The sequence below is a fragment of the Myxococcus sp. RHSTA-1-4 genome (genome assembly GCF_020037125.1).
Lineage (GTDB): Bacteria > Myxococcota > Myxococcia > Myxococcales > Myxococcaceae > Myxococcus.
This window is the reverse complement of sequence record NZ_JAIQDG010000029.1, coordinates 1-24,220: the sequence shown is the minus strand read 5'-3', so window position 1 is coordinate 24,220 and position 24,220 is coordinate 1. Positions and strand designations below refer to the sequence as shown.

Annotated in this window: 20 protein-coding genes; 15 read left to right on the top strand and 5 right to left on the bottom strand. The window is 69.9% G+C overall.

Going from position 1 to position 24,220, the window contains the following annotated elements; translation table 11 throughout:
- The first annotated feature begins 16 nt into the window (after positions 1-16).
- A complete protein-coding gene (locus K8638_RS32270; protein WP_223758533.1) occupies positions 17-1,435 on the top strand; it encodes a TIGR01777 family oxidoreductase in 1,419 nt (472 codons plus the stop codon).
- Between the two features lie 149 nt (positions 1,436-1,584).
- Here K8638_RS32270 and K8638_RS32265 read toward each other — a convergent pair whose 3' ends face one another.
- Both K8638_RS32265 and K8638_RS32260 read right to left on the bottom strand, forming a co-directional pair.
- Entirely contained in the window at positions 1,585-2,616 is a 1,032-nt protein-coding gene (locus tag K8638_RS32265) for a hypothetical protein (protein WP_223758532.1), read from the bottom strand.
- A gap of 176 nt (positions 2,617-2,792) precedes the next feature.
- A complete protein-coding gene (locus K8638_RS32260; protein ID WP_223758531.1) occupies positions 2,793-6,629 on the bottom strand; it encodes a hypothetical protein in 3,837 nt (1,278 codons plus the stop codon).
- Between the two features lie 702 nt (positions 6,630-7,331).
- Here K8638_RS32260 and K8638_RS32255 point away from each other — a divergent pair.
- Positions 7,332-7,637, top strand: a complete 306-nt coding sequence (locus K8638_RS32255; RefSeq protein WP_223758530.1) for a hypothetical protein — start codon at positions 7,332-7,334, stop codon at positions 7,635-7,637.
- A 136-nt stretch (positions 7,638-7,773) separates the two neighbouring features.
- On the opposite strand, the gene K8638_RS32250 is transcribed toward K8638_RS32255, so the two are convergent.
- Positions 7,774-9,138 (bottom strand): right-handed parallel beta-helix repeat-containing protein, encoded by a 1,365-nt coding sequence (locus K8638_RS32250; protein WP_223758529.1) that lies wholly within the window; start codon positions 9,136-9,138, stop codon positions 7,774-7,776.
- A gap of 108 nt (positions 9,139-9,246) precedes the next feature.
- Between K8638_RS32250 and K8638_RS45375 the strand changes: the two genes are divergently transcribed.
- The 4 genes from K8638_RS45375 to K8638_RS32230 all read left to right on the top strand — a co-directional run bounded on the left by K8638_RS45375 (position 9,247) and on the right by K8638_RS32230 (position 12,823).
- On the top strand, positions 9,247-9,924 hold the full coding sequence (locus K8638_RS45375) for an SCO family protein (protein WP_370644166.1): 678 nt from the start codon (positions 9,247-9,249) through the stop codon (positions 9,922-9,924).
- 287 nt (positions 9,925-10,211) lie between these two features.
- Complete coding sequence (locus K8638_RS32240; RefSeq protein ID WP_223758637.1) at positions 10,212-11,090, top strand: hypothetical protein; 879 nt, start codon at positions 10,212-10,214, stop codon at positions 11,088-11,090.
- The gene (locus K8638_RS32235; RefSeq protein WP_370644165.1) at positions 11,006-11,524 is read left to right on the top strand and encodes an integrase core domain-containing protein; all 519 of its coding nucleotides are present in this window, start codon (positions 11,006-11,008) and stop codon (positions 11,522-11,524) included. Before K8638_RS32240 ends, K8638_RS32235 begins: the two co-directional genes overlap by 85 nt.
- A 273-nt stretch (positions 11,525-11,797) precedes the next feature.
- Positions 11,798-12,823, top strand: coding sequence for a hypothetical protein (locus K8638_RS32230; RefSeq protein ID WP_223758528.1), 1,026 nt, complete (start codon positions 11,798-11,800; stop codon positions 12,821-12,823).
- Between the two features lie 115 nt (positions 12,824-12,938).
- Here K8638_RS32230 and K8638_RS32225 read toward each other — a convergent pair whose 3' ends face one another.
- Positions 12,939-13,178, bottom strand: a complete 240-nt coding sequence (locus K8638_RS32225) for a hypothetical protein (RefSeq protein WP_223758527.1) — start codon at positions 13,176-13,178, stop codon at positions 12,939-12,941.
- Positions 13,179-13,195: 17 nt separating this feature from the next.
- Between K8638_RS32225 and K8638_RS32220 the strand changes: the two genes are divergently transcribed.
- The 5 genes from K8638_RS32220 to K8638_RS32200 all read left to right on the top strand — a co-directional run bounded on the left by K8638_RS32220 (position 13,196) and on the right by K8638_RS32200 (position 19,286).
- A complete protein-coding gene (locus tag K8638_RS32220) occupies positions 13,196-13,765 on the top strand; it encodes a cysteine hydrolase family protein (RefSeq protein WP_223758526.1) in 570 nt (189 codons plus the stop codon).
- Between the two features lie 317 nt (positions 13,766-14,082).
- On the top strand, positions 14,083-14,433 hold the full coding sequence (locus K8638_RS32215) for a hypothetical protein (RefSeq protein ID WP_223758525.1): 351 nt from the start codon (positions 14,083-14,085) through the stop codon (positions 14,431-14,433).
- A 15-nt stretch (positions 14,434-14,448) separates the two neighbouring features.
- On the top strand, positions 14,449-18,378 hold the full coding sequence (locus K8638_RS32210; RefSeq protein ID WP_223758524.1) for an AAA family ATPase: 3,930 nt from the start codon (positions 14,449-14,451) through the stop codon (positions 18,376-18,378).
- A complete protein-coding gene (locus K8638_RS45370) occupies positions 18,314-18,850 on the top strand; it encodes a transposase (protein WP_223758523.1) in 537 nt (178 codons plus the stop codon). Before K8638_RS32210 ends, K8638_RS45370 begins: the two co-directional genes overlap by 65 nt.
- Positions 18,810-19,286 (top strand): hypothetical protein, encoded by a 477-nt coding sequence (locus tag K8638_RS32200; RefSeq protein ID WP_223758522.1) that lies wholly within the window; start codon positions 18,810-18,812, stop codon positions 19,284-19,286. The genes K8638_RS45370 and K8638_RS32200 overlap by 41 nt, the downstream gene beginning before the upstream one ends.
- 30 nt (positions 19,287-19,316) lie before the next feature.
- On the opposite strand, the gene K8638_RS32195 is transcribed toward K8638_RS32200, so the two are convergent.
- The gene (locus tag K8638_RS32195; protein WP_223758521.1) at positions 19,317-19,664 is read right to left on the bottom strand and encodes a DUF1585 domain-containing protein; all 348 of its coding nucleotides are present in this window, start codon (positions 19,662-19,664) and stop codon (positions 19,317-19,319) included.
- Between the two features lie 182 nt (positions 19,665-19,846).
- Here K8638_RS32195 and K8638_RS32190 point away from each other — a divergent pair, with 182 nt between their 5' ends.
- The 4 genes from K8638_RS32190 to K8638_RS32175 all read left to right on the top strand — a co-directional run bounded on the left by K8638_RS32190 (position 19,847) and on the right by K8638_RS32175 (position 24,139).
- Positions 19,847-20,575 carry a hypothetical protein gene (locus tag K8638_RS32190; protein ID WP_223758520.1) on the top strand — a complete coding sequence of 243 codons (729 nt, stop codon included), beginning with the start codon at positions 19,847-19,849 and terminating at the stop codon, positions 20,573-20,575.
- Positions 20,557-21,258, top strand: a complete 702-nt coding sequence (locus tag K8638_RS32185; RefSeq protein WP_223758519.1) for a carboxypeptidase regulatory-like domain-containing protein — start codon at positions 20,557-20,559, stop codon at positions 21,256-21,258. Before K8638_RS32190 ends, K8638_RS32185 begins: the two co-directional genes overlap by 19 nt.
- Positions 21,259-21,298: 40 nt before the next feature.
- A complete protein-coding gene (locus K8638_RS32180) occupies positions 21,299-23,317 on the top strand; it encodes an adenylate/guanylate cyclase domain-containing protein (protein WP_223758518.1) in 2,019 nt (672 codons plus the stop codon).
- Between the two features lie 399 nt (positions 23,318-23,716).
- Positions 23,717-24,139: a hypothetical protein gene (locus tag K8638_RS32175; RefSeq protein WP_223758517.1), complete on the top strand. Its 423-nt coding sequence runs from the start codon at positions 23,717-23,719 to the stop codon at positions 24,137-24,139.
- Positions 24,140-24,220: the final 81 nt, after the last annotated feature.

Genomic DNA, 24,220 nt, shown 5'->3' with positions numbered 1-24,220 from the left:
CGCCCCGGGAGGGAACATGGGCAAGTCGCACGTCTTCGATGCGCGCAGCCAGATGCCAGTCTCCGCCGCCGAGTTGTTCACCTGGCACACCCGGGAGGGGGCATTCGAGCGGCTGTCTCCCCCCTGGGAGCGGGTGGAAGTCGTGGAGCGCACCGGGGACGGCATCCGCACGGGTGCCCGGGTCGTCGTCCGCATGTCCCTGGGCCCCATCCCCCAGCGCATGGTGGCCGAGCACACCCTCTACGAGGAGGGCTCCCTCTTCCAGGACACCCAGCGCTTCGGCCCCTTCGCGAAGTGGGTCCACACCCACCGGATGCTGCCGGGCCCCGATGCCCACACCTCCACCCTCCAGGACGAGGTGGAGTACGTCCTGCCCATGGGCCCGCTGGGGAGCGCCTTCGGCAACGGCATCGCCCGGAGCAAGCTGGCGCGCATGTTCGCGTACCGGCACCGGGTGACGCGCGAGGACCTGCGCCGGCACGCCGCCTTCGCGGCACAGGGGCCCCTCACGGTGGCGATTACGGGGGCCTCGGGGCTGGTGGGCAGGTCGCTGGCGCCCTTCCTCACCACCGGGGGCCACAAGGTGAAGCGCCTGGTGCGGGGCAGGGCGGACTCCGCGAAGGGCGAGGTCTCTTGGGCCCCGGACAAGGGGCAGGTGGACACCGACGCGCTGGAGGGCGTGGACGCGGTGGTGCACCTGGCCGGCGCCAACGTGGCGGGCCAGCGGTGGTCGCCCGAGTACAAGGACGTCATCCTCAAGAGCCGCAGCGAGGGCACGCGCACGCTGGCCGAGGCCCTGGCCCGCATGAAGCGCAAGCCGAGGGTGCTGGTGTGCGCCGCCGGCAGCGGCATCTACGGTGACCGCGGAGACGAGCCCCTCACCGAGGAGAGCGCCCCTGGTGGCGGCTTCCTCGCCGACGTGTGCCGCGCGTGGGAGGCCGCAACCGCCCCCGCCGAGGCCGCCGGCATCCGCGTGGTTCGCCTGCGCATCGGCCCGGTGCTGGACGCGCGCGAGGGCGCGCTGGCGAAGATGCTGCCCGCGTTCAAGGCGGGTGGAGGCGGGCCCGTCGGCTCCGGACGTCAGTGGTTCAGCTGGGTGTCGCTGGAGGACGTGCTCGGCCTCATCCACTTCTCCCTCTTCACCGAAGCGGCGCGCGGCCCCATCAACACGGTGGCGCCGGGCACGGTGAGGCAGGAGGAATTTGCCCGGACGCTCGGCCGGGTCCTCCGCCGCCCGGCCTTCTTCCCGGTGCCCGCTCCCGTCATCCGCACCCTCTTCGGGGAGATGGGCCAGGAGACGGTGCTGTCGGGGGCCCGGGTGCTGCCCACGGCCGCGGAGCGGCTCGGCTACAGGTTTCTCCACCGTGACCTGGAAGACGCCCTGCGCTTCACCCTGGGCCGCACGACGGAAGGGCCGGAGTACCGGTCTTCGTAGCCCGTTCGGGCCAGCGCCACCAGGTGTACCAGCGTGCCCGAGTCCGTCACCCGAGCGCTGTATTGGGAGTGGGCCCACGAAGCGGTGGCGGCGGACCCAGCTTCGCGCCGAGGTACGCCACTCGAAGCCGCCGGGTGAAGACGGGCAACTCACATCCCGAAGACGCGTTGCTTGTGGCGCAGGGCCTCGAAGACGAAGTGGCGCCGGGTCCGCGGGTTGTAGATGACGGTGACGGGGACCTCGCCGGTGCACACGTCCGCTGTCAGGACCTCATCGAAGGCATGCTGCCAGAGCCCCGCCTCGGAGAGCGGCAGGCGGTCCTGACGGAACGGATGCCGGGCCACGGCGAGCTGCAGGGCTCCGGCTTCGTCCAGCCAGCCGTAGAGCACCACGCTGGCCTCCTCGTCGTAGTGGATGTCCCCCTCGCGGAACAGGACGTACGCGCGAGCGGCGAGCCCTTCGCGGATGACCTCGGCGACGCCGTCGCGGAGCTCTGGATGGTCCGCCAGCCAGCCCGGGCCGACCCCGTTCCGCAGCGACCGCAGGAGGTTCCCGAGAGGGGTACGCCCCGAGCCCGCGTCCGCCCGCACCTGGGCCTCCATTTCGCGCAGGGAAGGAAAGCTCCCGGACTGGAGGCGCGTCGAGCGCACCGGGAGGGGCGCGGCGTAATCGGGCGGCTGGGCGGGTGTCGTGTAGACCCACTCCTGCGCGGGGGCGAGCTGATCCGGCAGCAGCAGGTGCTGGCGCAGTGCCAGCCGCGTGCCCTGTTGTACCGCGGCGAGTGCCTCGGGCGAGAGCGGCTCCACCACGGCCAGTTCCAGGCTCCGGAAGTCCGCGCTGTGGAAGGGGACCAGCCGGTGGCGCCGGGCCGTGTCCTCCGGAATCTGCCGCTGGAAGAGCGCGAGCCGCGAGCTGCCGCTTCGGAGCGCGTGGTAGGGGAGCCGCTGGGCGCCTGGCACCTCGGGGAGGGGCTCGAGCGTGATGGGGGGCAGGCCCACCACGCGCGCGGCGGTCAGCAGGAGCCGGGTCTGCTCGACCCGCCAGAGCTCCTGCAGCACCGTGAGGAACGAGGCGAGCGTGCCATCACATGACTCCCAGGCGGTCTCCAGCGAGGCGGGAGGGACGTGGCCTTCCTGGTCCAGGGCGAGGGCCACGGCGCGGGCCATGGATGTGGGGGGCATGGGCGTCTCCCGGCGAGGGACGGCTGAGGGCCGCGCGAGGTTAGCGCGCCCGGCGCCCGCCGAGGATGGGCACGTCTACTGAGGGCCGCCGGTCTCGTCACGCACCAGCTTGCCCGTGGCGCGCGGCACGCGGGCGCGGCGCTCACGCTGAGCACCGCGCCCGCTCAGGTTGAACCCTAGTGCGTCCAGCCGCCCGCGTCGCGAATCCAGGGCGTGCCATCCGCGCCGACGAGGATGATTCGCCCGCCGTGGACCACGGGCGCGCGCGGGAAGTGACCGCCCAGGAACTGCCGCTCCTCCATGGGGAAACCCATGGCCTGATTGAGCCGGAGGAAGCCGCCGCTCCGGTCCGGCGACAGGCTGCACGCCGCGGTGGACGTCCCCACGGAGGTGGCCAGCAGGACGCTGTCTCCGTCGAGCGTCACGCCACCCCAGGCGACCTCGCCCGGATACAGCGGGAAGTACCACTTCAGCGTGGCCCGGCTGGTGCCGCAGTCGGCCTCGGAGGCGAGCGGCTGGCTGTCCTCGTAGGCGAGCACCAGGTACTGGTCCGCGGGCTCATCGGCCACCGGGTCGGCGACATCCGGGTTGTCCCCGGTCGTGACGAAGAGGCGCACCGTGGGCTGGCCCAGCTCATCGCGCTCGACACGGGCCGCGATGCGCGAGTGGAGCCGCTGCCTGTCGACCCGCTGGCCAGTGAGGATGGGAGCCAGGTCCCCCGGGACATGGGCCACGCGGCACATGCCGAACGCGCGTGCCGGCGCACGCTCCGGACGCGATTCCCGGAGGTTGACCCGGTAGATGCCACCGTCGGTGGTGGGCACGTAGAGCACGTCCGTCGAACCATCGGAGTCGACATCGACGGGGACGGGCTCCGCGGCGAGCCCCTGGCCGCTGACGAAGGGGATGACGCCGGTCCACTTCCCCGTCGGTCCATCCCGCAGGGGAAGGCCGGTGGCCAGGTCGAGCATGTAGAGCGCGCCGGCGGTCCCGGTGCTCGGCACGAAGTCCGTGGCGACGAGGGTCACCCACCGTGGAGCGCCCTGGCCCGGCATCACCCGCGTCACCACGGGAGGATGCCGCGAGCCGAGCGTGTCGGGACGGAGGTTCGTGGGCCAGAACCACGCGTTCACATCCGCCAGCGCGTACTCCCACAGCGGCAGAGGGAAGCTGGGGCCGTCCGGGTTGCTCACGTCCAGCGCGAAGGCAACACCCGGTCCGCGAGCGGAGGTGGAGACGACCACCGTCTTCGCGCCGACGCCCGGCGTGCTGCTGTAGGTCCACGGCGCCGACGTTCCGCCCAGGTCCACCTCGGAGATGGCCGGCGGTGCATCGAGGCTCGGCACCAGCGCGTCCTGGCCGCCATACCCCACGTACTGGGGCGCGAACTTCGACAGCAGCTTGCGCGGCGACCAGGCGAACATCTCCATGCCGTCCCCGAGGAGCCGTGGCGAGCCGCACCCAGCGCTCGGCAGGAAGTAGCCGTCGGCCTCGACCTCCGGGGTACAGGCGTCGTCACCCAGGACGTACCTTCCGGCGAAGAAGGCGTGGAGGAAGCCAGAGGCGGAGCCCACGAACGAAACCGTCGGGCGGTTCTGCAGCGAGCCTGCGTAGACCTGGAACGCGGCCAGCTCCTCGGGGCTCGCGTGCTGGAGGCTGGCGGGGAGCCGGGGCGGGGTGAGGAGGGCCGGAGTCGACTGGCGGAAAGCCCCCAGCGTCCACGCACGCCGGATGGACGTGGAAGAAGTCCGGGACTCGTACCCGTAGAGCCAGTCGCGGAGGAAGCCACGGTCCCGCGTGTCGCACAAGCCGTCCCGGTTCAGGTCATACACGAGCCCGTTCGCGAACGTGCAGAGCTGGGCCGTGCTGAAGCCCACACTGGAGCTGTTGCCTTCCGCCAGGTCCGTGGCCAGGGTCTGCGAGGCGCCCGGGCCGGTGCCCGTGAGGAGACGGCGATTGAGTGGTTCGGCCCACGCGGACAGGACCTGTCCGGCGTCCCAGTGGGACAGGACCTGGGTGAAGTCAGGCGTCTCCGGCTCATGGAGCGTGCGGAGGTACAGGTGCCCGCGCGCGGAGAGGTCCCGGCGCCCGTCGTACTTGCGAAGCGAGGCGGAAGGCGCCGACTGGGGGCTCCACCGCCGGGTGACGGCCTGCACGAACGCATTGCCGAGCGGAACCACGGAGGTGCCGCTGGTGGCCAGGGGCAGCCGCTCGGCCTGGAAGGCGATGTTGACGTTGCGGATGGTGGGCAGGCAGCCGATGTGGGGGCTGGTCAGCGAGGCCTTCCAGCAGAGCGACGCCCCGTAGGGATTGCTCAGCGTCAGGTCCAGGTCGGCCTGAGCCATGCCCGGGGTGAGCGGCACGGAGACCCACGTGGGATTCGGGTTGTAGGTGCAGTCCCAGCCATCGCAGAGCTTGCAGTCGGCGGCGATGGCGTAGTCGATGCGCGGAGGCGTTCCCCCGCCGCAGGCCCCCGGAATGGCTTCGAACGAGGGCTGGTCGTCCTTGGCGAACGTCACACGGGTGATGGCGAAATCCTGCTGGAGCTCAGGGGGGATGTCAGTGACGACCTCCGACCTCACGGTGCCCGAAAGGGCGCGCTGGAAGTGGAACACCACGTCGTTGAAGTCGAGGTCGCCACCGCCGTGCTCGTCCTCGAAGGCGAGCACCCACCGGGTGGCGTCCGTGGAAGGCTTGCCCAGCAGGGCATGCGGCATCCTGCCGCTGGGAGAACGGCGCAGGCTCACGCGCTCGCCGGTGGGCAGGGGCAGGGAGTACGGCGGGGTGGCGAGCCGCTCGAGGGTGGGCAGCTCCAGCCAGCCGCAGTCGTTCGGCCAGGAGCCGCAGGTGTCCTGGTCGTGCCCCATGTCCAGCGAGACCACGGGGTCGCTCGCGGTGGGGTTCTGGTCCAGGTTGAGCAAGCTCTTGGAGAAGAACACCGACACGGGCGTCTTCAGGTACAGCTCACAGCGTCCCGTCCCGTCGTAGCGCAGGCAGGGGTGCACGCCGGAGCTGCCCGAGTCGCGGTAGCTGATGAGGAAGAAGACGACCTCGCGGCCGGCCTGCAACGTGGCCGTCTTGACGGTGCGGTCCGCGGCGGTGATGGGGGCCGCGACATTGCCCGCGGGCCGCAGGACGCCCCGTTCGTCGTACTGCGAGGTGGGATAGTCCGGGATGCCGTCCGAGGTCGTGGCCCGGTCCAGGACGGGGGCCAGGTTTCGGTAGGTCGTGGTGTCCGAGTCGTCATCCACGAGCAGGAACAGCAGGTTCCCGAACCCCCGGTTGCCATTGGCGGCATGGGTGGGCTCCAGCAGGTTGGGCACACGTGGGTAGAGGCCGTTGTCGCTGTAGTCGTTGGTCGTGACCGTGGTGGCGCCAATCACGCCGGTGGACGCGGCGTAGTAGCTCCCCGTGCCACCGGGCCGGGCATCGGTGAAGAGGCTCTGCGGTACATAGGACGGGTTGCAGCCGCGGATCGCGAGGGCCGGCTCGCTGTAGACGAACCCGTTGTGGGTGAACGTCGTGGTGCAGCGGCGGGTCGTACCGACGTAGGGCCGGGCCTGGGGGCCGCCCGGCGGCGCGAGGTTGTAGAGGTCCTCGTGCAGGTCCGCGATGCCGTTCCCGTTGGTATCGGCGAGCACGTCATCCGAGGGGTCCCCCGGGAGGCCCGGGTGGACGTAGCCCCGCTGGAGCAGTTCGTCGTAGTAGAACCACCCGAGCGCATGGGATGCGCTCGAGCTCTCGGAGACGAAGCTGACCGAGAGCTGCTGGTCCCCGGGCAGGATGAAGCGCTCCGAGTCCAAGCCGGCGAGGCTCGAGACGTCGAGCCGAAGCGCCGGGGGATACGCATCCACGACGACCACGCTGGACAGGTAGAGACTGTCAGGCGTGAAGTCGGGCTGACGGTCCTGGCCGAGGGCGTCGATACAGAGCGACTCCTGCTGCGCGGCCGCGGGTGTGGATGTCAATAAAGACGCAAGGATGATGGAGGCGCGAAGCGCGCGTCTGGGCATGGTTCCCCCTCATGGAGAGTCGTGGGTGTGTCGCACGCGGACGGCCCCGGCGGCCGATTCTGACGAGCCGGCATCCACGTACGTAGCGGTCGTATCGTACGGACCGACTTTCGGGAAGATAGCGGCTGCCCCTGGCACTCGTGAGGCTCGGGGGCCTCAATGCGGGCCGGGAGGGGGCAGGAGTTCGACAGGATTTACACCCATGACCTGGGAACCCACCTGCCTGACATGCTCCAGAACGGGCCGTTCTTGACGATAGGCCCTGGCTTGATGGAGAGGGCATGGCCATGCGCCCCCGAGCGCGCAGCGCACATCTGCTCTTCGCCTCGGCCTGCGCGAGCCAGCAGCGGCGCACTTCGGATGAGGCCGCGTGCTCGGAGTGTCCACAGCGGCGGCACTTGTGGCCCCCATCGACAAGCTGAGCCCGGTTCATCGCGAACCGGAGCAGCGCGACGAGGTCCACGTTCGGGAAGTGCATCGAGCCATCCGGACGCGGGAACACCAGCCCCGAGGGGCTCTCCCGCATCGCACGGGCCCGGTAGGGCCGAAGCTCGTGGAAGCGGGCGATTGCAATCCCTCTCTCTCTGATTTCGAAACGCGGGCCTGTCTTGAAGTGCACACCTTCTATGAGTGAGCACGTATTTACTTCGAGTCACAGTTCCCCCACCCTGGCGCGGCAGTTCACACCGCTAGGAGATGCAGATGCGCCCCATGCTCAAGTCGCTGCTGGCCTCCGTTGCATTCATCGCCCTCACCCCACAGCCGGCCTCCGCGCTTCCCCGTCCGTGTGAGGACGTCTGTACCTGCAACACGAGCTGCAGCGTTCTATGCACCCACACCCCCACCAGCAACGTCGTCATCTCCTGCGCGCAAGATGGAGTCTGCATCGACCTGTGCCGCGCCCCCAGCCAGAAGCAGGCCTCCGTGAGTGAGGAGACGGAGCAGTCCGACGACACGTCCGCCGTCTGCGAAGAGCAACCGGCTCCCGTAGCCTCCGCCGAGAGCTGATGGAGGCTCGTACGGCTTCGCGAGCCATGAAGGTGCGGGGCGATGGACTCGCCCGCGCTTTCCCGGGCATCTGACTCACCGCGCTCTCATGGAGTGAAAGCGCGGGAGCTGTCCGCGAGTCCGCCAATACGCTGCATCAGTTTCCAGGAGCGATCATCGTTCCGCACAATGACGGCAGCCAGGTGTTGCCGCTCACATCGAGCGGCCCGAGAATCATGCTCCCCGTCGTGGCGTTCTGGCAGAGCACACCCGGGGCTGCGGCGACGTTGTGCGTGGCGCTGAGCGAACCGCAGCCGCCGTACGAGCCGCTGATGGCTATCACGGCCTTGAGCGGGCCGCTCCAGGTGTTGCTATTCACATGCAGGTCGTCGGTCCGGATCGGATTGGTTCCGGCGGATCCATTGGCCAGCACGCCGTAGCTCGTATCGGCCGCGCCGGCATGGGTCACGGTATTGCGCTCCACGAACAGGCCCACGACGCCCATGGTCTCGATGACACTTCCGGCCGTGGCGCGCTGGATGAGCACGTTGTCCGAGATCGTCACGTGGTCCGGAGTCCCGGTGCCGTGCGGGTACGCGCGAACCACGCTTCCCGTGCCTGCGGAGTCGGCGCGCTCTATCACGTTGTGGTGAACGTTCACGTGCGAGCTCGCCTTCTGGATCTCCACGGCGCCCATCCCGGACGTGCCGGCGCGCCGCAGTATCAAGTTGTGGTCGATTTCGCATGCGCTGCAGCTGTAGGCGAAGATGCCCCGCCCCTGTAGGACGTTCTCGGTGATGCGGACGTTGCTGGTGAGCTGGATCTGGATCGCGATTGCGCCCTGAGGCGCGGCGCCCAGCGAGATGGTATTGCGCGCGATCAGCCAATCCGAGTTGTCTCCCGTCCCCTCGCCATCGATATCCTGGTCGCCGGTATCGTGGAATCGGTTGTCGGCGATCTCCAGGTCCTGTGTGCCACTGTGGATGGCCACACCGCTGCGGTCGCACTTGCCGAACTCGTTGTCATGGATGCGCGCCCGGGTGATCAGTTGAGCCGGTGCATAGCCGACGAGCTGAACGCAATCGCCGCCGGGCTCGCCGCGCTGCGGGTGCGTGAATGAGACCTTGTAGATCGTCGGGTCCGCAGTGGGACCGACCACCCGCACGGCATGGGTCTGCTCGTTCGTGTTCGTGAGGTCCGCGGTGTTCATCGACAGGTCGTGGAGCGACGGGCTCACTCCGTCGAGCCTCACCCCCTGCCAGTCCTGTCCTCCGGCGTCGCCGCGAAAGCGCAGCACCGTGGCCGGGCCATCGCCGTACAGCCTGGCGCCGGTGGCCGTCAGCATGGCGTAGATCCGCCGAGCGGGCGGAACGAAGCTCGGCGTGTCGATGTCGTACGTGCCAGCCGGCAGGTACGCGCAGCCCTGAGTGGTCAGCGCCTCCTGGATCGCCGCGCGATCGTCGAGCCCGTCATTGGGCACGGCCGCAGGCACAGCGCAGGCGGGGTCCAGGTGCTGCGCCATGCTGGACGCACCTGCCATGCACGCCACGGAAAAACACAAGAACACCCAACCGCGCCTGATACCCATCCCCAGGCGCACCTCTCCCATCAACGTCGGATCCACGGACTCATGCATGTGGACTTCCCCTCTTTCAGTTCAGCTCTGCCCGTTGGTACGGCGCCACCGGGTGCGGCGCCTTGGCTTCCAGACGCGGGGGAGCTGAAAGCTTGTGAGCCTCCCGAGGCGATTCGAACCCGGGCCGGAAGTACCCTTCACGGCAGAAAGAGTTTTTGGGCGCGTCAACCGCCAAGCTGGGGCGCGACGGCGCCTCCGGGCCTGCCTGCCCTCGGAGCGGCCGTGCGCCGCCCTCCGCCTTCCGTTACCTCGGGCTCCCATGACCGCCGAATCCACGCTCCCGGCCCGCCCGGCCCGCCTCACCCAGCGCCCCGGCTTCTGGGGCGGCCTCGCCGTGTTCATGCTCGGCATGGCCATCGCCTCCGGAGCCACCCTGCTGCGCGGCCGGAGCGAGCCGCTGCCCCAGCTCGGAGCCCTTCCGGAGTTCACCTTCACGCGCCACGACGGCCAGCCCTTCGGCAGCGCGCAGCTCCGGGGCGGCCCTACATCGCCAACTTCATCTTCACCCGCTGCCCCACCGTCCGCCCCGCCTTCACGCGGAAGATGGCCGGCGTGCGGGAGCGCACCGCATCCTTCGGAACGGGGCTCCAACTCGTCTCGTTCTCCGTGTGGGGCTGGACATCGCCTGGTCCATCGACCACCGCCTTCGGGTTGCCGGAAGCGGCGGAGTGACGGCTCCCTGGTGTTTCCAGCGCCTTCGCCCGCGGCGTGGCGTAGTCTTTCCCCCCATGCGCTGCGGAAACAGCAGGTGGAAGGTGGAGGGTTCCTCGCTCGTCGTCCAGAAAGACGTCAAGCCGGTGGAGCGGGCGCTGTCATTGGGAGCGCTCATTGGAGCGCCTGCGCTCATTGCATACTCCCTCCGTACCGGCTTGCGGGGAGACACCTTCGTTGAATGTGTTTTCGCGCTGATTGGGGGACTCTGGGCGCTTCACCATCTCCTGGCCCGGGACCAGGTCGTGATGAATCGAGAGTCGCGCAGGGTGGAGCGGCACTCCCGCCTTCTCTGGAGCGTCTCTCGGACGGAGGCCGCATTCGAGCAGTTCACCCGCGTGGAGGTGCGCTCGCATCACAGGGCTCCCGATGAGGTGGTGCTGCAAGGTGCCCAGCCAGGCAGGGCCATCGTCCTGGCTCGAAGCCATGACCGGGATGAGGTGTTGGAGTTGGCGCGCGCTGCCTCGCGTGTGCTGGGCGGCGGACTCCAGGTGGATGGCGGACACACTCGCTCCGTGGACGAACGCCTGTCCGCAGCGCCACTTCGGGAAACCCAGCCGTCGCCCCCGATGGGCAGCCACATTCGCGTCGCGCGTGAGTCCGGCGTTCTGACGGTGACGTTGCCCGCTCGCGGCTGGCGCCCCCTTTACGTCGCCCAGGCCGGCATCGCCACGCTCGTCGGAGTCGCCGGGCCCATTCTCTTCGGGTGGGCCTGGGCGCGCTCGCAGGGATGGACGTCGGCGAATGTCCTCAAACCCGCCGTGGGATGCCTCGTCCTCTTTGTCTGTGGGAGCTACCTGCTCTGGCGGGTGATGCGCGAGGCCACCAGCGGCTGGCTCATCAAGGCCTCGTCCCGCGGCTTGGAGGTGTCTCGTCATGGGCGCTGGGCGAGCGGCCGCCTTACGCGGATTGCAGCCTCCAAGGTCTGGGATATCGACCTGCGCGTTGGGACGCGCAACAACCTTTGGGGAGAGCGCGTCGTCGTCGATTACGAGGGCGGAGACGTTGCCGTTGGCACGGGCCTGCCCCGCGAGAGCCTGGAATGGACGGAGGCGATGTTGCGCCGTGCCCTGGCGACACGCCCCGACAGTCACCGCCCCGTGGACGCTTCGGCGCGCCACGGCTGAGCCGCGGGGAGCTCCTCTCCGTCAGTACGCGGACTCCCAGCCGCGAGTGCCGCGAGCCCGGTAGCCGCCCGCGCGTCTCGGACGACAACCCCTTCTCCGAGGCCCTCTTCCGCACCCTGAAGTACCGGCCCGGCTTCCCCGCCAGGCCCTTCGCTTCCCTCGACGAGGCGAAGGGCAGGGTGGCCTCCTTCGTCGCCTGGTACAACGGCCAGCACCGCCACAGCGCCTTGTGCTCCGTCACCCCGGACGAGCGTCACTCTGACCGCGAACAGCAGGTGCTGGCCCAGCGCGCCGAGCTCTACCAGCGCGCTCGCCGCCGTCACCCCGAGCGCTGGCGCGGCAAGACGCGCGACTGGACTCCCGCCGGCCCCGTGCGCCTCGGCCCCTCCCCGCACCCCACCCAGGCACTGCAGGAGTTGAAGCGCTCGGCTTGATCCTCTCACGCGACATCTACGTTGACACCCACCGCCCCTGGCGCCACCGGCCAGGGCCGAAGGCCGTACCGCATGACAGCGCCCCCGGGTGAATATCCGCCCCCTGCCACCGTTTTCAGCGCGACCCGGGCGGACTTCCCCCGTGTCGTCCTCGACGTGGCGACAGTGGCAGGGCCGTACCCGGGAGACGCGTCCTCACTCCGAGTGCAATGTCCTTGCGACCGTTCCGAGGCGACACCTACAACGATGATGCTGAACAACCGAGGGGTCTACATGTATCGAAAGAACGTTTTCGGCACCCTGCTGGCACTGGGGCTGCTGACGGCGTTGAGTGCCCAGGCCGAGGTGCTGTTCTCCCAGGCCAACTTCCTGCTCAACAAGAATCAGCTCTCCGCGGTGAACTACCGCAACAAGGGTGCCCTGCTCTCCGTGGGGACCCAGGTCGAGGTCCTCGAGCGGGACGACGACGAGGTGCGCTGCCGGGTGGTCGAGACGGGCGCCGAGTTCCGGTTCGTGTCTCATAAGAGTCTGGGAAAGAATGCCTCGGAGCTGTTCTCGGGGTTCTTCTCCGCCTCGGACCCGGCGGCCCGAATCGCCGCGCTCACGCCGGAGGAGCAGAAGCAGGTCAAGGCGGGCGAGCTGGCCAAGGGCATGAGCCGGGACGCGGTGCTCCTGACCATCGGGCCCCCGCCGCCGCACCGGACGCCGTCGCTCGGGGCCACGAAGTGGACCTACTGGAGCTCGAAGTTCTTCACCTTCGACGTCGTCTTCAACGCCGAGGGCAAGGTGGTGTCGTACGGTGACGAGCCGCCTCCCCCGCCGCCGCCGCCCGCGGAGAAGGTCTACCACTACGCGACCGCGAACTTTCACTTCGAGGACGCCACGCTGTCCTGGGTGAACTACCTCAAGGGCCCCATCCTCCCGTTCAACACCCGCGTCGAGGTGCTGGACAAGGGCTCGTCCAAGGTGAAGTTCAAGGTCGTCGACACGGGGATGGAGTTCACGTTCGAGAACGACTCCCGCTCCGGCGCGGACACGTGGGTGCTGTTCCAGGGCTCGTTCGCGCCCCAGGACCAGGCCCCCAGGCTGGAGACGCTGACGGCGGAGGACCGCAAGAAGGTCTCCGCGTCGGAGGTGGTGCCTGGGATGTCGCGCCAGGCCGTGCGCATGGCGTGGGGCCCGCCGCCTCCGCATGAGACGCCTTCGTTCAACTCCAGCGTCTGGACGTACTGGAAGAGCAAGGTGACCAAGGTGAAGGTGAAGTTCGGCGACGACGACAAGGTCGCGTCCATCGAGTAACGCGGCCTTCCGCTGGCGGCCTCCCGGATGTCGGGGCAGGCCGCCGGCGACCTCCGGGCCTTCGCGGTGGAGCGGCTTCAGCGCAGCGCGAAGCGCCGCCGGTACGCATCGGGTGTCAGGCCGGTGCGCGCCTTGAAGCGGCGGCGGAACGCGGTTTGGCGCAGAGCGCGGCCAGCTCCGGTGAGGCCTGCTTCGAGACGAGATGCAGGGAGGGGGCCAGGTAGGCGGTGACTCCACCCGTGGTGAGCACGTCACCCAAGTCCACCAGGAGCAGCTCGGGCTTGAGCGACACGCGGGGGGAGCGCGCCACGAAGCGCTGGGCGAGCCCCCAGTGGGTGGTCGCGAATCCCCACACCCCACCTGGAGGCACCCATGGAGAAGACCTTGGAGCACACGGGGCTGCTGCTCATCGACATCCAGAATGACTACTTCCCCGGAGGGTGGTCCGAGCTGGACCGCTCCGACGCCGCGGCGGCGCAGGCGCGGGCCGCCCTGGACCTCTTCCGGGAGCGGAACCTGCCGGTCATCCACGTGCAGCACATCTCGATGCAGCCGGGGGCGACGTTCTTCCTCCCGGGGACGCCGGGGGCGGAGATTCATCCCCGGGTCGAGCCGCGCCCAGGAGAGGTGGTGGTGCGCAGGCACTTCCCCAACAGCTTCCGGGAGACGAACCTCCAGGAGCATCTGCGGGCGTTGGGCGTGAAGCGGCTGGTGGTGACGGGCATGATGACGCTCATGTGCGTGGACGCCACGGTGCGTGCCGCGGCGGACCTGGGCTACACCGTCACGGTGCTCCACGATGCGTGCGCGGCCCGGGCCCTGGAGCTCAACGGGCAGACTGTTCCCGCGCCCCAGGTCCACGCCGCGTTCCTCGCGGCGCTGGGTATGGCCTATGCCCAGGTGGTCTCCACCGCCGACTTCGTCGCCCAGACCGGGCGCTGACCCGCGCCGCTCCCGAGCCCAACGCATAAGAGGGAAGGGGGCCGTGCTGAAGGGAGGGAGGGGCCGAGGAGGGCCGCTGACGGGGCCGCCCGAGTGAAGCTCCCTGCCGGTGGACAGGCCGCGCAGCCCCTCGGGGCACACGCCCCCGGAAACCCATCAGGAGCGCGTAGACCAGGTCAGCGATGCACTCCTCGCCACGCCGCCGCCGCCCGGCTGGCGCCCGCTCCGCCCCGACGACGAGCTGCTCCGGACGCTCCTCCCCGACGAGGAAGCCTGACCGGCAACGGAGGCCCTGCCACCTGACGAGGCCGCGCTCCGTGGCCTGGCACGTCCGGCTGGCGGACATCGCCGCCGCGCCGTCATGCTTCCCGGGTGGCTTCGAGCCGCGGGTCTTCCCGCAGCAGTTCCACTGGCCCCGGGAGTACCCGCTCAGCGCCTCGCTCGAGGAGCTGGGGCCGGGCTTCAACGGGGGACTGCCGCTGATGGGTGGCGGTATCCACGACAACCAGGGCGGCGACAGCCTGCTGCTCGCGTTCGAGGGCGCACGCTCCATGGCGGCCTGGACGCAATGCCGGTCAGCACCCCTGACCGCCTCTGGAGCACGCCCCAATGGAAGGGCCTGCTCACAGACATCGTCTCCGCCACTCCCACCCTCTTGGATGCGCTGACGAAAGAGGCCAGGGATGGGACAGAACACGGGCTTTCAGACGCTTGAGGGTGCATCGGAGTTTGATGACCCGCTCCTGATGCTCTTCCTGGAAGCCTCCGCGCCGCTTCCCCTGCCCCAGCCCGGCGACAGCCTGGGCGGACAGCGCGGGGAGCGCTTCGAGCTTCGTGCGCAACTGGGCCAGGGCGGAATGGGCAAGGTCTTCCGCGCCTGGGATTCGGTGCTGCAGCGCCACGTGGCGCTCAAGTTCATGCAGCCTCTCGAGAAGCTCTCCGGCCCGACGCTCACCTCGCTCCTCAAGGAGGAAGCGCGAGCCATCGCCCGGCTGGACCACGACAACATCATCCGCATCTTCGATGTCTCGGAATGGCGGGCCAGCCCCTCGGCCGTCGTCCCCTTCCTCGTCATGGAGCTGTTGAAGGGACAATCCCTCTCCGCCCGCTTGCGCAAGGGAGCCCTGGACTGGGACGAGGCCGTGGCTGTCTTCCGTGACGTGCTCGCGGGGCTGGCCCACGCCCATGCGCACGGGGTCATCCACCGCGACCTCAAGCCCGGCAATGTCCTCCTCCTCGAGGGCGGGCGCGCCAAGCTGCTCGACTTCGGCCTGGCCCGGCTCGCCGCCAGCCCCGGGGATGCCTCCACCCGCGGCCTCGGCCCCGAGGGCTCGCCCCCCTACATGGCCCCGGAGCAGTGGCTGGAGGCACCGCACGATGTGCGAACCGACCTGTGGGCCGCGGGGTTGATGCTCTACTTGCTGCTGACCGGGCAGCATCCCTGTCCCGGGAGCTCGACTGAAGCGCTGCGTGAATGGGCGCTCTCCCCCAGGCCACTGCCCTCCATTCGAGACTGCCGTCCGGAGCTTCCCGCGGAGGTGGACGCCCTGCTCGGCAGGGCCACGGCCCGGGAGCCCGCGCGCCGCTTCCAGTCCGTCCAGGAGCTGGCGGACCAGCTGGAGGCACTCGAACAGCGGCGGGAGGCCGCGCGAAAGGCTCCGGCCGCGCCCCGGCGAGCCCAGGTCACCTTCGTCTGCTGTCTCATGGCGCGCCCCAGGGAGCCGCTCGATGAGGAAGCGCTCGGGGAGCTGCAGGACTGCTTCCAGAAGTCCTGCGCGGCACACCTCCAGCAGCATGGCGGCACGGTGCTGCAGTGCATGGGAGACGAGGTGCTCGGGTGCCTCGGGCACCCACGCGCGGAAGAAGACGCGCTGTCGCACGCCGTCCGCGCGGGGCTCGAGCTGGCATCGATGCCGCGGGCGCACTTCGCCGTCCGGGTGGGGCTCCATACGGCCTCGGTCGTCCTGAGCCCGCTCGCGGAACGACAGAGCGGAGCCTCCGCGGCCATCCAGGGAGATGCGCACCTGCTGGCGGTCCGCGTGGCGCGCCAGGCCGAGGCCGGCACGGTGCTGCTGAGCCAGAGCACGTATCAGGGACTGCGCGGCGCCTTCGTCACGGAGCCCCTTCCTCCGGGGCCAGAGCCCGTCGCCCTGTACCGCCTGATGCGGGAGCGCCAGGAGCCGCTGCGCTTCGACCGGATGTGTCCTCCGGGCCTCTCTCCGCTGGTGGGAAGAAGCGAGGAGCTGCGCCAGCTCCAGGAGCACTGGGAACGGGCGCGCGGGGGAGAGGGCACGCTCGTACTCCTTCAGGGCGAAGCCGGCATCGGCAAGTCCCGGCTCTTGCGGGAGCTGCGCGAACAGGTGGGCTCCCAGGCGGGGCTCCAGGCCGTGGCGCAGTGCTGGCAGGAGTCCAGCACCAGCCCCCTCTTCCCGTTCAGCCAGCTGTTGCGACAGCTCTTCGCCATGCCTCCGGAGGCGTCACCCGCGCAGTGGCGACAGCGTGTGCTTCAACAGGTGGAGGCGCTGGGCGGCTCCCGTGAGGAGCACCTGCCGCTGCTCGAATCCCTGCTCTGCCTGCCCGGCGCCGAAGCCCCTTCGCCTGGAGGCGTGGAGCGCCGGCAGACACAGTTCCTGGAGCTGCTCGTCACCCTGCTCCTGGAGCTGACCCGGGCCAGGGACGCGGCGGCCCGCCCGGCGCTGCTCATCATCGAGGACCTGCACTGGGCGGACCCCTCCACCCTGGACCTGCTGACGCACCTGCTCACCCGGACGCAGTCGGCCCGCCTCTGCGTGCTGCTCACCGCCCGTCCGGAGTTCCGCCTGCCCGAGTCCAGCGCCCCCGGGGTCCACAGGCTCGTCCTGCCGCGCCTGTCCGTGGAGCACACCACCCACCTGGTGGCAGAGGTGACGCGCGGCCAACTCCTCTCCGAAGAGCAACTCCGGCACCTCCGCGAGAAGACAGACGGAAACCCGCTCTTCATCGAGGAGATGGCCCGCATGTTCCTGAGCGAGGCCGCGACTGCCCAACGCTTCACGAGCACTCCGGCCATTCCCATTCCCTTGCAGTCCCTGCTGCAGGCACGGCTGGACTCACTCCCGAGGGAACAGCGGAGCCTGGCCCGACGCTGCGCCATCATTGGCCGTGGCTTCTCCCCGTCCCTGCTGGCCGCCTGTGTGGAGGAGCGGGCCGAAGCGCTGCGCCCCAGGCTCGAGGCACTGGTGGCAGCCGGGCTCCTTCGGAGGCAAGACGAGGCGGAGGAGGCGAGGTACGAGTTCCGCCATGTCCTGTTGCAGGAGCAGGCGCGCGAGTCCCTGCCCCCCGCCGAGCGGCGCCGTGTCCACCAGCGCATCGCCTGGCACCTGGCCGAGCACATCGCGGAGCCCTCCGGGTTTCCTCCGGAGTGGGTGGCCCACCACTTCACCCAGGCGCGGGAGTGGGCCCAGGCCCATCACTGGTGGAAGGAGGCGGGGCGGATGGCCCTGGGACACCGGGCCTACACCGAGGCGGTGCACCACTATCAGCAAGCCAGGGCCGCGCTGGAGCAGCTCACCCCGAAGGCAGCCCACGCGGCGGAGGAGCTGCGGCTGCTGCTGGAGATGGGTGTGCCGATGTTGCTCACCCAGAGCACCGAGGAAACGGTGAGGGACCTCTTCCTCCGAGCCCGGGCGCTGTGTCACCAGACCGGGGCGATCGAGCATCTCCCTCCCGCCCTCTCCGGGCTCTTCTTCTGGCACATGGAGCGGGCGAACTACGCGGATGCATTCGAGATGGCGAAAGCCCTGGTGGAGGTGGGTGAGCGCACGAACTCCCCGGAAGCGCGGGCCGTAGGCACCCTGCAGATGGGCAATTGCCAGCTCCTCCAGGGAGGGTTGCGGCCAGCAATGGCCCACTTCGAGCAGGCCCGTAAGCTCCTGGGGCCGGAGTTCGACCCGGAGCACGAGCGGGCGCTTTCGCAGGTGTATGGCTATTCACCCCGCGTGCTCGCATACATCCTCCCGGCCATGACCCGGCTCCTGCTCGAGGGTCCGTGTCGGGAAGCACTGAGCGACTGCGAGCAGGCGCTGCGCCACCTCGAGACGCTCCGCTGCCCCATGACCGAGTCTCTTGCGCTCGTCTATGTGGGCGCCTTCTCCCAGCTCTGCGGCGACGTCGAGCGCACCCTCGCCATGTCCGCGAGGCTGACCCCGTTGACGGCGCGCTACAACCTGTCGAGCTGCGTCGGGGTGTCGGCGGCCCTGCATGCGTGGAGCCTGGAGAAGCGGGGAGAGGCCGGCGGGCTGCTCGCATGCATCCAGCAGTGGGCCTCCGTGGGGATGCGCAAGGGCATCCCCTACTGCTTCGGACTGCTGGCCGACCTGCACCTGGGGCGCGGGGAACTCGAGCCCGGTCTGGAGGTCGTGGGGGAAGCCCTGGGCTGGGTCGAGCTGATGGGAGAGCACATCTTCGAGGCCGAGCTCCACCACATGAAGGGGCAGCTGCTCTGGCGGAAGGGGGCCGAAGCCGCGGCACGCACCAGTCTTCACAGGGCACTGGAGGTGGCTCGTTGTCATGAGAGCCGATTCTTCGAGCGCCGGGTCGTGGAGACGCTGGAGCGCATGCGGCGCGCGGCGTGAGCGACAGCGCCCCCTTCAGGTGCTCGTGGGCCGGCAGGACGCGCGCAACGGCCACTATCGGCGCGGCCTCACCACGTCGCTGGGGAAGCTGGAGGTGCAGGTGCCTCGCACGCGCCATGGCGGCAGCGCGGGCGCCGTGCTCGAGCGCTACAAGCGGCGCACCGAGGAGGTGGACGAGGCCATCACCGCGGCCTACGTACAAGGTGTCTCCACCCGGAAGATGGGCCGGGTGACGAAGGTGCTGGAGGAGAAGGTCATCGTCGTGACCTCCGTCCGGGAATCGCGCGCGAGCCTGGCGGGATTCCATGCGGAAGTCGGCACGGTCTCCGGTACGTCCCGTCACACCCGCGCACGTGTGACTCAGACTTCCTGGGCGCCATCTGCAGTCCTTCGCCCATTCAAGCGATGCACACCTGCGTCGAGGAGAAGCCATGTTGCAGACCGACACCGAGAAGAGAGAAGCCCTGGGTAGCGAGGTGGAGAGGCAAGGCGCGCCGGAGGCCCGAGAGGGTGGAGCTTCCCGTGCGCCCCTGCGAGTGGACGGCACATGGGACATGGTGCACGACGACTGGCGGGGCACGCTTCGCATCCACCCTCCAGACCAGGCCTTCGAGGGGGTGGATGGCGCTTGCGTCTACCGGCACTACCGCATCGACGGCACCTATACGGGCAACGACGGCATCGCCCATCCGGTGCGCGGAACGCTGGGAGGCAAGGACTCCGACCGTCGCCGGGGAGAGCCCTGTCCGCAGTCCAGCCACCGCATCGCCTTCACCATTGACCTGGGGGGCGGGCAGCCGCCCCAGCCCTTCGAGGGCTACTTGTTCACGCATGGGGGCTCGGGCATGGCGGGCCGTACATGGTGGGCGGGCATCCCGTTCGGCTGGTACGCCATCCGTCGTCCGTGACTCCCAAGGGCGCGCAGGGACAGCGGGGCTTCAGGGCTCCGCCGGCACGGGGCAGCGGTTGCGGAAGCTCTCGCTCATGGCGACGGCCACGAGCAACTCCGGCAGCCGGTGTCCTCCCTGGGCGAAGCGCTGGTCCACGCTGCGCACCACGGGACAGTCCGCATCCGTCAGCTCGCGGCCGAGCCCATACGCCAGGGCCTTGCGGCTCATGCACTCCGCGAACGCGGGGTCCCCCTTGAGGATGGTGGCGAGCTGCCTCGGCCCCTCGAAGGCGACGCCCCGGAAGTTGCCCGCCGCGTCCACCGGGGAGCCGTTGTCCACCTCGCGCCAGGCCCCGGCCGCGTCGTCAAACGGGACTCGCCCAACTACTGCCTGCACGTCACGGTGCCCGGCACCCCCGCGCGCCAGGCCGCTTCCTCCGGGAGCGCCCCCGCGCCTTGAGCCGGCGTCTCCCGTCCGTTTCCCGGGCTGTGTGATAGTCACCGCGCAGGCGCCCCTGAGGCCGGGGGTGGGGAGGCAGAATGCGCGCAGCCCGCTGGGCGGCAGTGGTGGCATGCATCATGGGGTTGACGTGGGCCGCGCCCGCGCAGGCTGGACGCCGGCCCTTCATCTGGACTTTCGACACCGACATCGTCCCCAAGGGGGACGTCGAGCTCGAGCAGTGGCTGTGGGTCCGCAGCCGCGCTCCCGGTGCCCCCGACCGGCCCTCGGTATACTGGATATGGTGGGGGCCCGTCCTCGGGCTGAGCCAGCACCTGGAGCTCGCGCTGCCCTTCCAGGTGCGCGCCAACCGGACCGTCACCCAGCTTGAGTCCTTCGAGGCGGACTTCCGCTACCGGCTCTTCCCCCGGGGCGACGACCGAGCCTTCCAGCCGCTCGTGCGCGCGGTGTGGCACCAGGCCATCAACACGGCGGGCCCGAACCGCGTGGACCTGGACCTCGTCGGCTCGTACCAGTGGGAGAGTGGCTTCCGGGCGGTGGTCGACCTGGGCGTGCAGGTGGGCGTCCCCGCGCTGCGCGGCGACGAGGGCCCGGCCCGCATCCTCGGGACGTACTCCGTCGGCGTGTCCCATCCCGTCATCGAGGACGAGCTGCGGCTGTCGCTCGAGTCCTTCGGGGAGTTCGACCTGAAGGACGTGGGCCAGGACCCGCACCTCTTCGTCGGGCCGAGCGTGGCCTGGACGTTCGGCCGGACGTGGGTGACCGCCGGCACCCTGTTCGGCCTGACGGCCGTGTCCTCCGAAACCCCCCGCTTCATGCCGAGGCTCATATGGGCAGTCGCTCTCTGAAACCCTTCCTCCTGTCGCTCCTGCTGGCCGCGCCGCTCGCGTCGGCGGAGCCGGGCAGCGTCCAGGGCGAGGTGCTCATCTCCGTCGTCGGCCCGGACGGGAAGCCGCGGCCGAAGGCGGACCGCTCCGGCGTCGTCGTCTACCTCACCGGCTACACCGAGGCGCCCCCGGCCGGCGTGGTGCGGATGAGCCAGCGCAACAAGACGTTCATCCCCTCCGTGCTGCCCATCGTCGCGGGACAGAAGGTGGAGTTCGCCAACGAGGACGTGGTGGTGCACAACGTCTTCTCCCGCTCGGTGGCCCGCAAGTTCGACGCGGGCAAGAACCGGCCCAACGAGACGTACGTGGAGGCGTTCAAGAAGACGGGCATCGTCGACGTCTACTGCGACATCCACGAGCAGATGGTGGCGACGCTGGTGGTGGTGCCCAACCGCGCCTTCGCCGTCACGGGCAAGGATGGGAGCTTCCGGCTGAGCGGCGTTCCCCCCGGGCGCTACCCCATCTTCGCGGTGCACCGGCGGGACGAGAAGAGCGACATCGCCCGGGCGGAGGTCGTCGTGGAGGCGGGCCGCACCAGCACGGCCACCCTGACGCTCGTGGAGACGCGCACCGACGACAGCCACCTGGACAAGCGCGGCAAGAAGTACGGCCCCCGGCCCGACTACTCCGAGAAGGACCGCTGAACTCGCCGCGGGCCCGCGCGGGCCGCTATCCTGGCCCCCAGTGACGCTCACCCGGAAGCTCATCCTCGCCTTCATGGCGCTCGCGGGCGCGGCGCTCGTCACCGCGCTGCTGCTCACCAACCTCGCCGTGGAGGCCGCGGCGAAGGAGAAGATTGCCAGTGACCTGGAGCGGACGCTGGAGGCCTTCCAGCAGCTCGCCCGGGCCAGCCAGGAGCGCATCCGCGACGTGGCCGAGGCGCGCACGCTGGACCGCTCCTTCAAGGAGATGTCCCTGTCGGTGAACTCCGTGGACGCCGAGGCGGGGCTCGGCGACGCGAGCTCGGAGACGGAGGGCATCGAGAGCGCCCGCGCCATCATCGACTCCGCCGACACCGAGGCCTTCGGCTGGAGCCGTGGGGGCCCGGTGCCCTGGGCCTTCTTCAACGCCAGCGGGCGGCTCGTCTACACGCGCGCGGACCCGGACCAGGTGGGGGACGGGCCGCTCGACATCCCCCTGCTCGCCACGGCGCTCCAGCACGGCCCCACCTCCGTGCTCTGGTCCCCCGCGCAGCTTCGGGCGCTGCCCTTCGTCTTCGTGCCGCGCGAGGCGCTTCGTGAAGGGGACCTGCTGCTCGTCCATGCGCAGCCCGCCTTTGGCTCGCGGCGGGACAAGGTGGGCGTGGTGCTGTCCGGCCAGTGGGTGGGGGACGTGCTGCTGGGGAGCCCGGCGGCACCCCGAGCCCCGGGGCCCCACATGGGGGACACCCGCGCCCGCTTCGCCGTGCGCACGGAAGACGGGGCCCTGGCCTCGCAGCTCGCCGTGGGCGCCCTCCTCGATGGCGAGGGCGTGCGGTCCGGGCAGGCCCACGACGTGTACCTCGGGGACACGCACTACCTCGTGCGCGGGGGGGAGCTGAGCGGCGTGGATGGCACGCGCATCGGCCAGGTGTTCGTCCTTCGCGACTTCGACGCGGAGATCAACCCCATCCTCCAGCGCTTCCAGCGCTGGCTGGTGCCCACGGCGGTGGGCGTGGCGCTGCTCGCGCTGGCGGCGGCCGTCTTCATGGCGCGGAGCATGGCCTCGCCGCTCGTGCAGCTGGAGGCGGCGGCGGGCCGCGTGCGCCTGGGAGACCTCTCCGTGGAAGTGCCCGTGCGGAGCACGGACGAGGTGGGCCGGGTGGCGCAGTCCTTCAACGAGATGGTCAGCGGCCTTCGGCAGCGAGACCAGATAAAGGGCCTCTTCAAGCGCTACCTCGCGCCCCAGGTGGTGGACGAGCTCCTCAAGCACCCGGAGAAGGCCGCGCCGGGCGGCGAGCGGAAGATGCTCACCGTGCTCTTCAGCGACCTGGTGGGCTTCACCTCCATGAGCGAGCAGATGAGCCCGGAGGCGCTCGTCGCCATCCTCAACACCTACTTCGAGCAGGCCACCGGCGTGCTGACGAAGCACGGCGCGACGCTCGACAAGTTCATCGGCGACGCCATCATGTGCTTCTGGAACGCGCCCCTGCCGCAGGAGGACCATGCGGCGCGCGCGTGCCTCACCGCGCTGGACCTGGTGGCGGTGGTGGAGCGGCTCGCCCCCGGGTTCGAAGCGCGCGGGCTGCCCCGGCTGGACTGCCGCATCGGCATCAACACCGGACAGGGCGTGGCCGGCAACATCGGCTCCAGCGCGGCCCAGGACTACACCGTCATCGGCGACACGGTGAACCTGGCCTCGCGCCTGGAGGGCGCCGCCAAGGTGTACGGCACCCGCACGCTGGTGGCCGAGGACACCCTCACCGCCGCCCGGGGCGTGGTGCTGGCGCGCGAGCTGGACCTGCTGCGCGTCAAGGGCAAGCAGCAGCCGGTCCGCGTCTTCGAGCTCGTCGGCGCGGCGGGCACTCCGCCTCCGCCGCACCTCGCGCGCTTCGCCGAGGGGCTCGCCCTCTACCGGGCCCGCCGCTTCGCCGAGGCCCGCGCCGCGTTCCTCGCCTCGCCGGAGGACGGGCCCTCGGGACGGTTCGCCGCGCGGTGCGAGGCACTGCTCGCGGCGCCCCCTCCCGAGGACTGGGACGGCGTCTTCATCCTCGACAGCAAGTAGCGGCCTCCGAGCCTGGCCTCACGGGCGGGGCAGCAGCGGCACCGTCCAGCGCTGGCTGGCCGCCGTGTCGTCGAAGGCGCTGAAGAGGGAAGGGGGCCCCGAGGAGGGGGAGGGTGAAGAGGGGCCGAGGAGGGCCGCTGACGGGGCCGCCCGAGTGTTGCTCCAGAATCGCCTGCCCCCCGGGTGCTCCCTTCACGTCCGCAAAGACCCTTGAGCCTGCCTCCACACCTCACGCAGGCGAACCGGTGAGCGCCGAGGAAGTTGGCGCGTGAAAGGGTTCAGTTGAAGACCCGGGCGCGTTCGCTCCACGTCACATCGGGCGTGCCTCGGCTCACTCCCCTTTGAAAGACCCTCCACACCTGAGCACCGCAGCCAGGGTGCCCCCGAAAGAGCCAACCCATGTCCGCAGCTCGCATTGGATTTCAACTGTGTGCCGACTTCTCATTGTTCCCCGTCGGCACCCAGCTCGGCCCCAGCTTCTCGCTCGCCGGGTTCGACTTCGTCCAGCCCTCGGGCGGCATACTGATGTTCGTCAGCTCCACGGGCGGTTCGAAGGGCTTGCAGTTTCCTGACCAGGGTATCGAAATCACCCTGCCGGTCTCCTCCGCCTCGGTCAATCTTCGCATCGGGACGTTTGCTGGCCCCGTCGACATCGCGGCACTCGATAGCACGGGGGCCGTCGTGCGCAACCGCACGGTTCCAGGGAACAATCAATACAACAATGTGCGGCTCTCCGCGCCCGACATTGCATCGCTTACCTTGAGCGGCGGAATGAGCGAAGGGGTTCTCGCCAGTATCTGCGTCAGCATCTGCGTGTGCTGAGCCCCACCCCTTTCAAGGTGTAGGGAGCGTGTCGCTCCCTGGCCGTGCGTGTAGGGAGGCATGTTGGGGCCGCGAGACCAC

Excerpts from the sequence above, each read along its gene's own strand:
- K8638_RS32270 (WP_223758533.1), top strand. The coding sequence starts at position 17 with ATGGGCAAGTCGCACGTCTTCGATGCGCGCAGCCAGATGCCAGTCTCC.
- K8638_RS32265 (WP_223758532.1), bottom strand. The coding sequence starts at position 2,616 with ATGCCCCCCACATCCATGGCCCGCGCCGTGGCCCTCGCCCTGGACCAG.
- K8638_RS32260 (WP_223758531.1), bottom strand. The coding sequence starts at position 6,629 with ATGCCCAGACGCGCGCTTCGCGCCTCCATCATCCTTGCGTCTTTATTG.
- K8638_RS32255 (WP_223758530.1), top strand. The coding sequence starts at position 7,332 with ATGCGCCCCATGCTCAAGTCGCTGCTGGCCTCCGTTGCATTCATCGCC.
- K8638_RS32250 (WP_223758529.1), bottom strand. The coding sequence starts at position 9,138 with ATGGCGCAGCACCTGGACCCCGCCTGCGCTGTGCCTGCGGCCGTGCCC.
- K8638_RS45375 (WP_370644166.1), top strand. The coding sequence starts at position 9,247 with ATGCATGTGGACTTCCCCTCTTTCAGTTCAGCTCTGCCCGTTGGTACG.
- K8638_RS32240 (WP_223758637.1), top strand. The coding sequence starts at position 10,212 with ATGAATCGAGAGTCGCGCAGGGTGGAGCGGCACTCCCGCCTTCTCTGG.
- K8638_RS32235 (WP_370644165.1), top strand. The coding sequence starts at position 11,006 with ATGGACGGAGGCGATGTTGCGCCGTGCCCTGGCGACACGCCCCGACAG.
- K8638_RS32230 (WP_223758528.1), top strand. The coding sequence starts at position 11,798 with ATGTATCGAAAGAACGTTTTCGGCACCCTGCTGGCACTGGGGCTGCTG.
- K8638_RS32220 (WP_223758526.1), top strand. The coding sequence starts at position 13,196 with ATGGAGAAGACCTTGGAGCACACGGGGCTGCTGCTCATCGACATCCAG.
- K8638_RS32210 (WP_223758524.1), top strand. The coding sequence starts at position 14,449 with ATGGGACAGAACACGGGCTTTCAGACGCTTGAGGGTGCATCGGAGTTT.
- K8638_RS45370 (WP_223758523.1), top strand. The coding sequence starts at position 18,314 with ATGAGAGCCGATTCTTCGAGCGCCGGGTCGTGGAGACGCTGGAGCGCA.
- K8638_RS32200 (WP_223758522.1), top strand. The coding sequence starts at position 18,810 with ATGTTGCAGACCGACACCGAGAAGAGAGAAGCCCTGGGTAGCGAGGTG.
- K8638_RS32190 (WP_223758520.1), top strand. The coding sequence starts at position 19,847 with ATGGGGTTGACGTGGGCCGCGCCCGCGCAGGCTGGACGCCGGCCCTTC.
- K8638_RS32185 (WP_223758519.1), top strand. The coding sequence starts at position 20,557 with ATGGGCAGTCGCTCTCTGAAACCCTTCCTCCTGTCGCTCCTGCTGGCC.
- K8638_RS32175 (WP_223758517.1), top strand. The coding sequence starts at position 23,717 with ATGTCCGCAGCTCGCATTGGATTTCAACTGTGTGCCGACTTCTCATTG.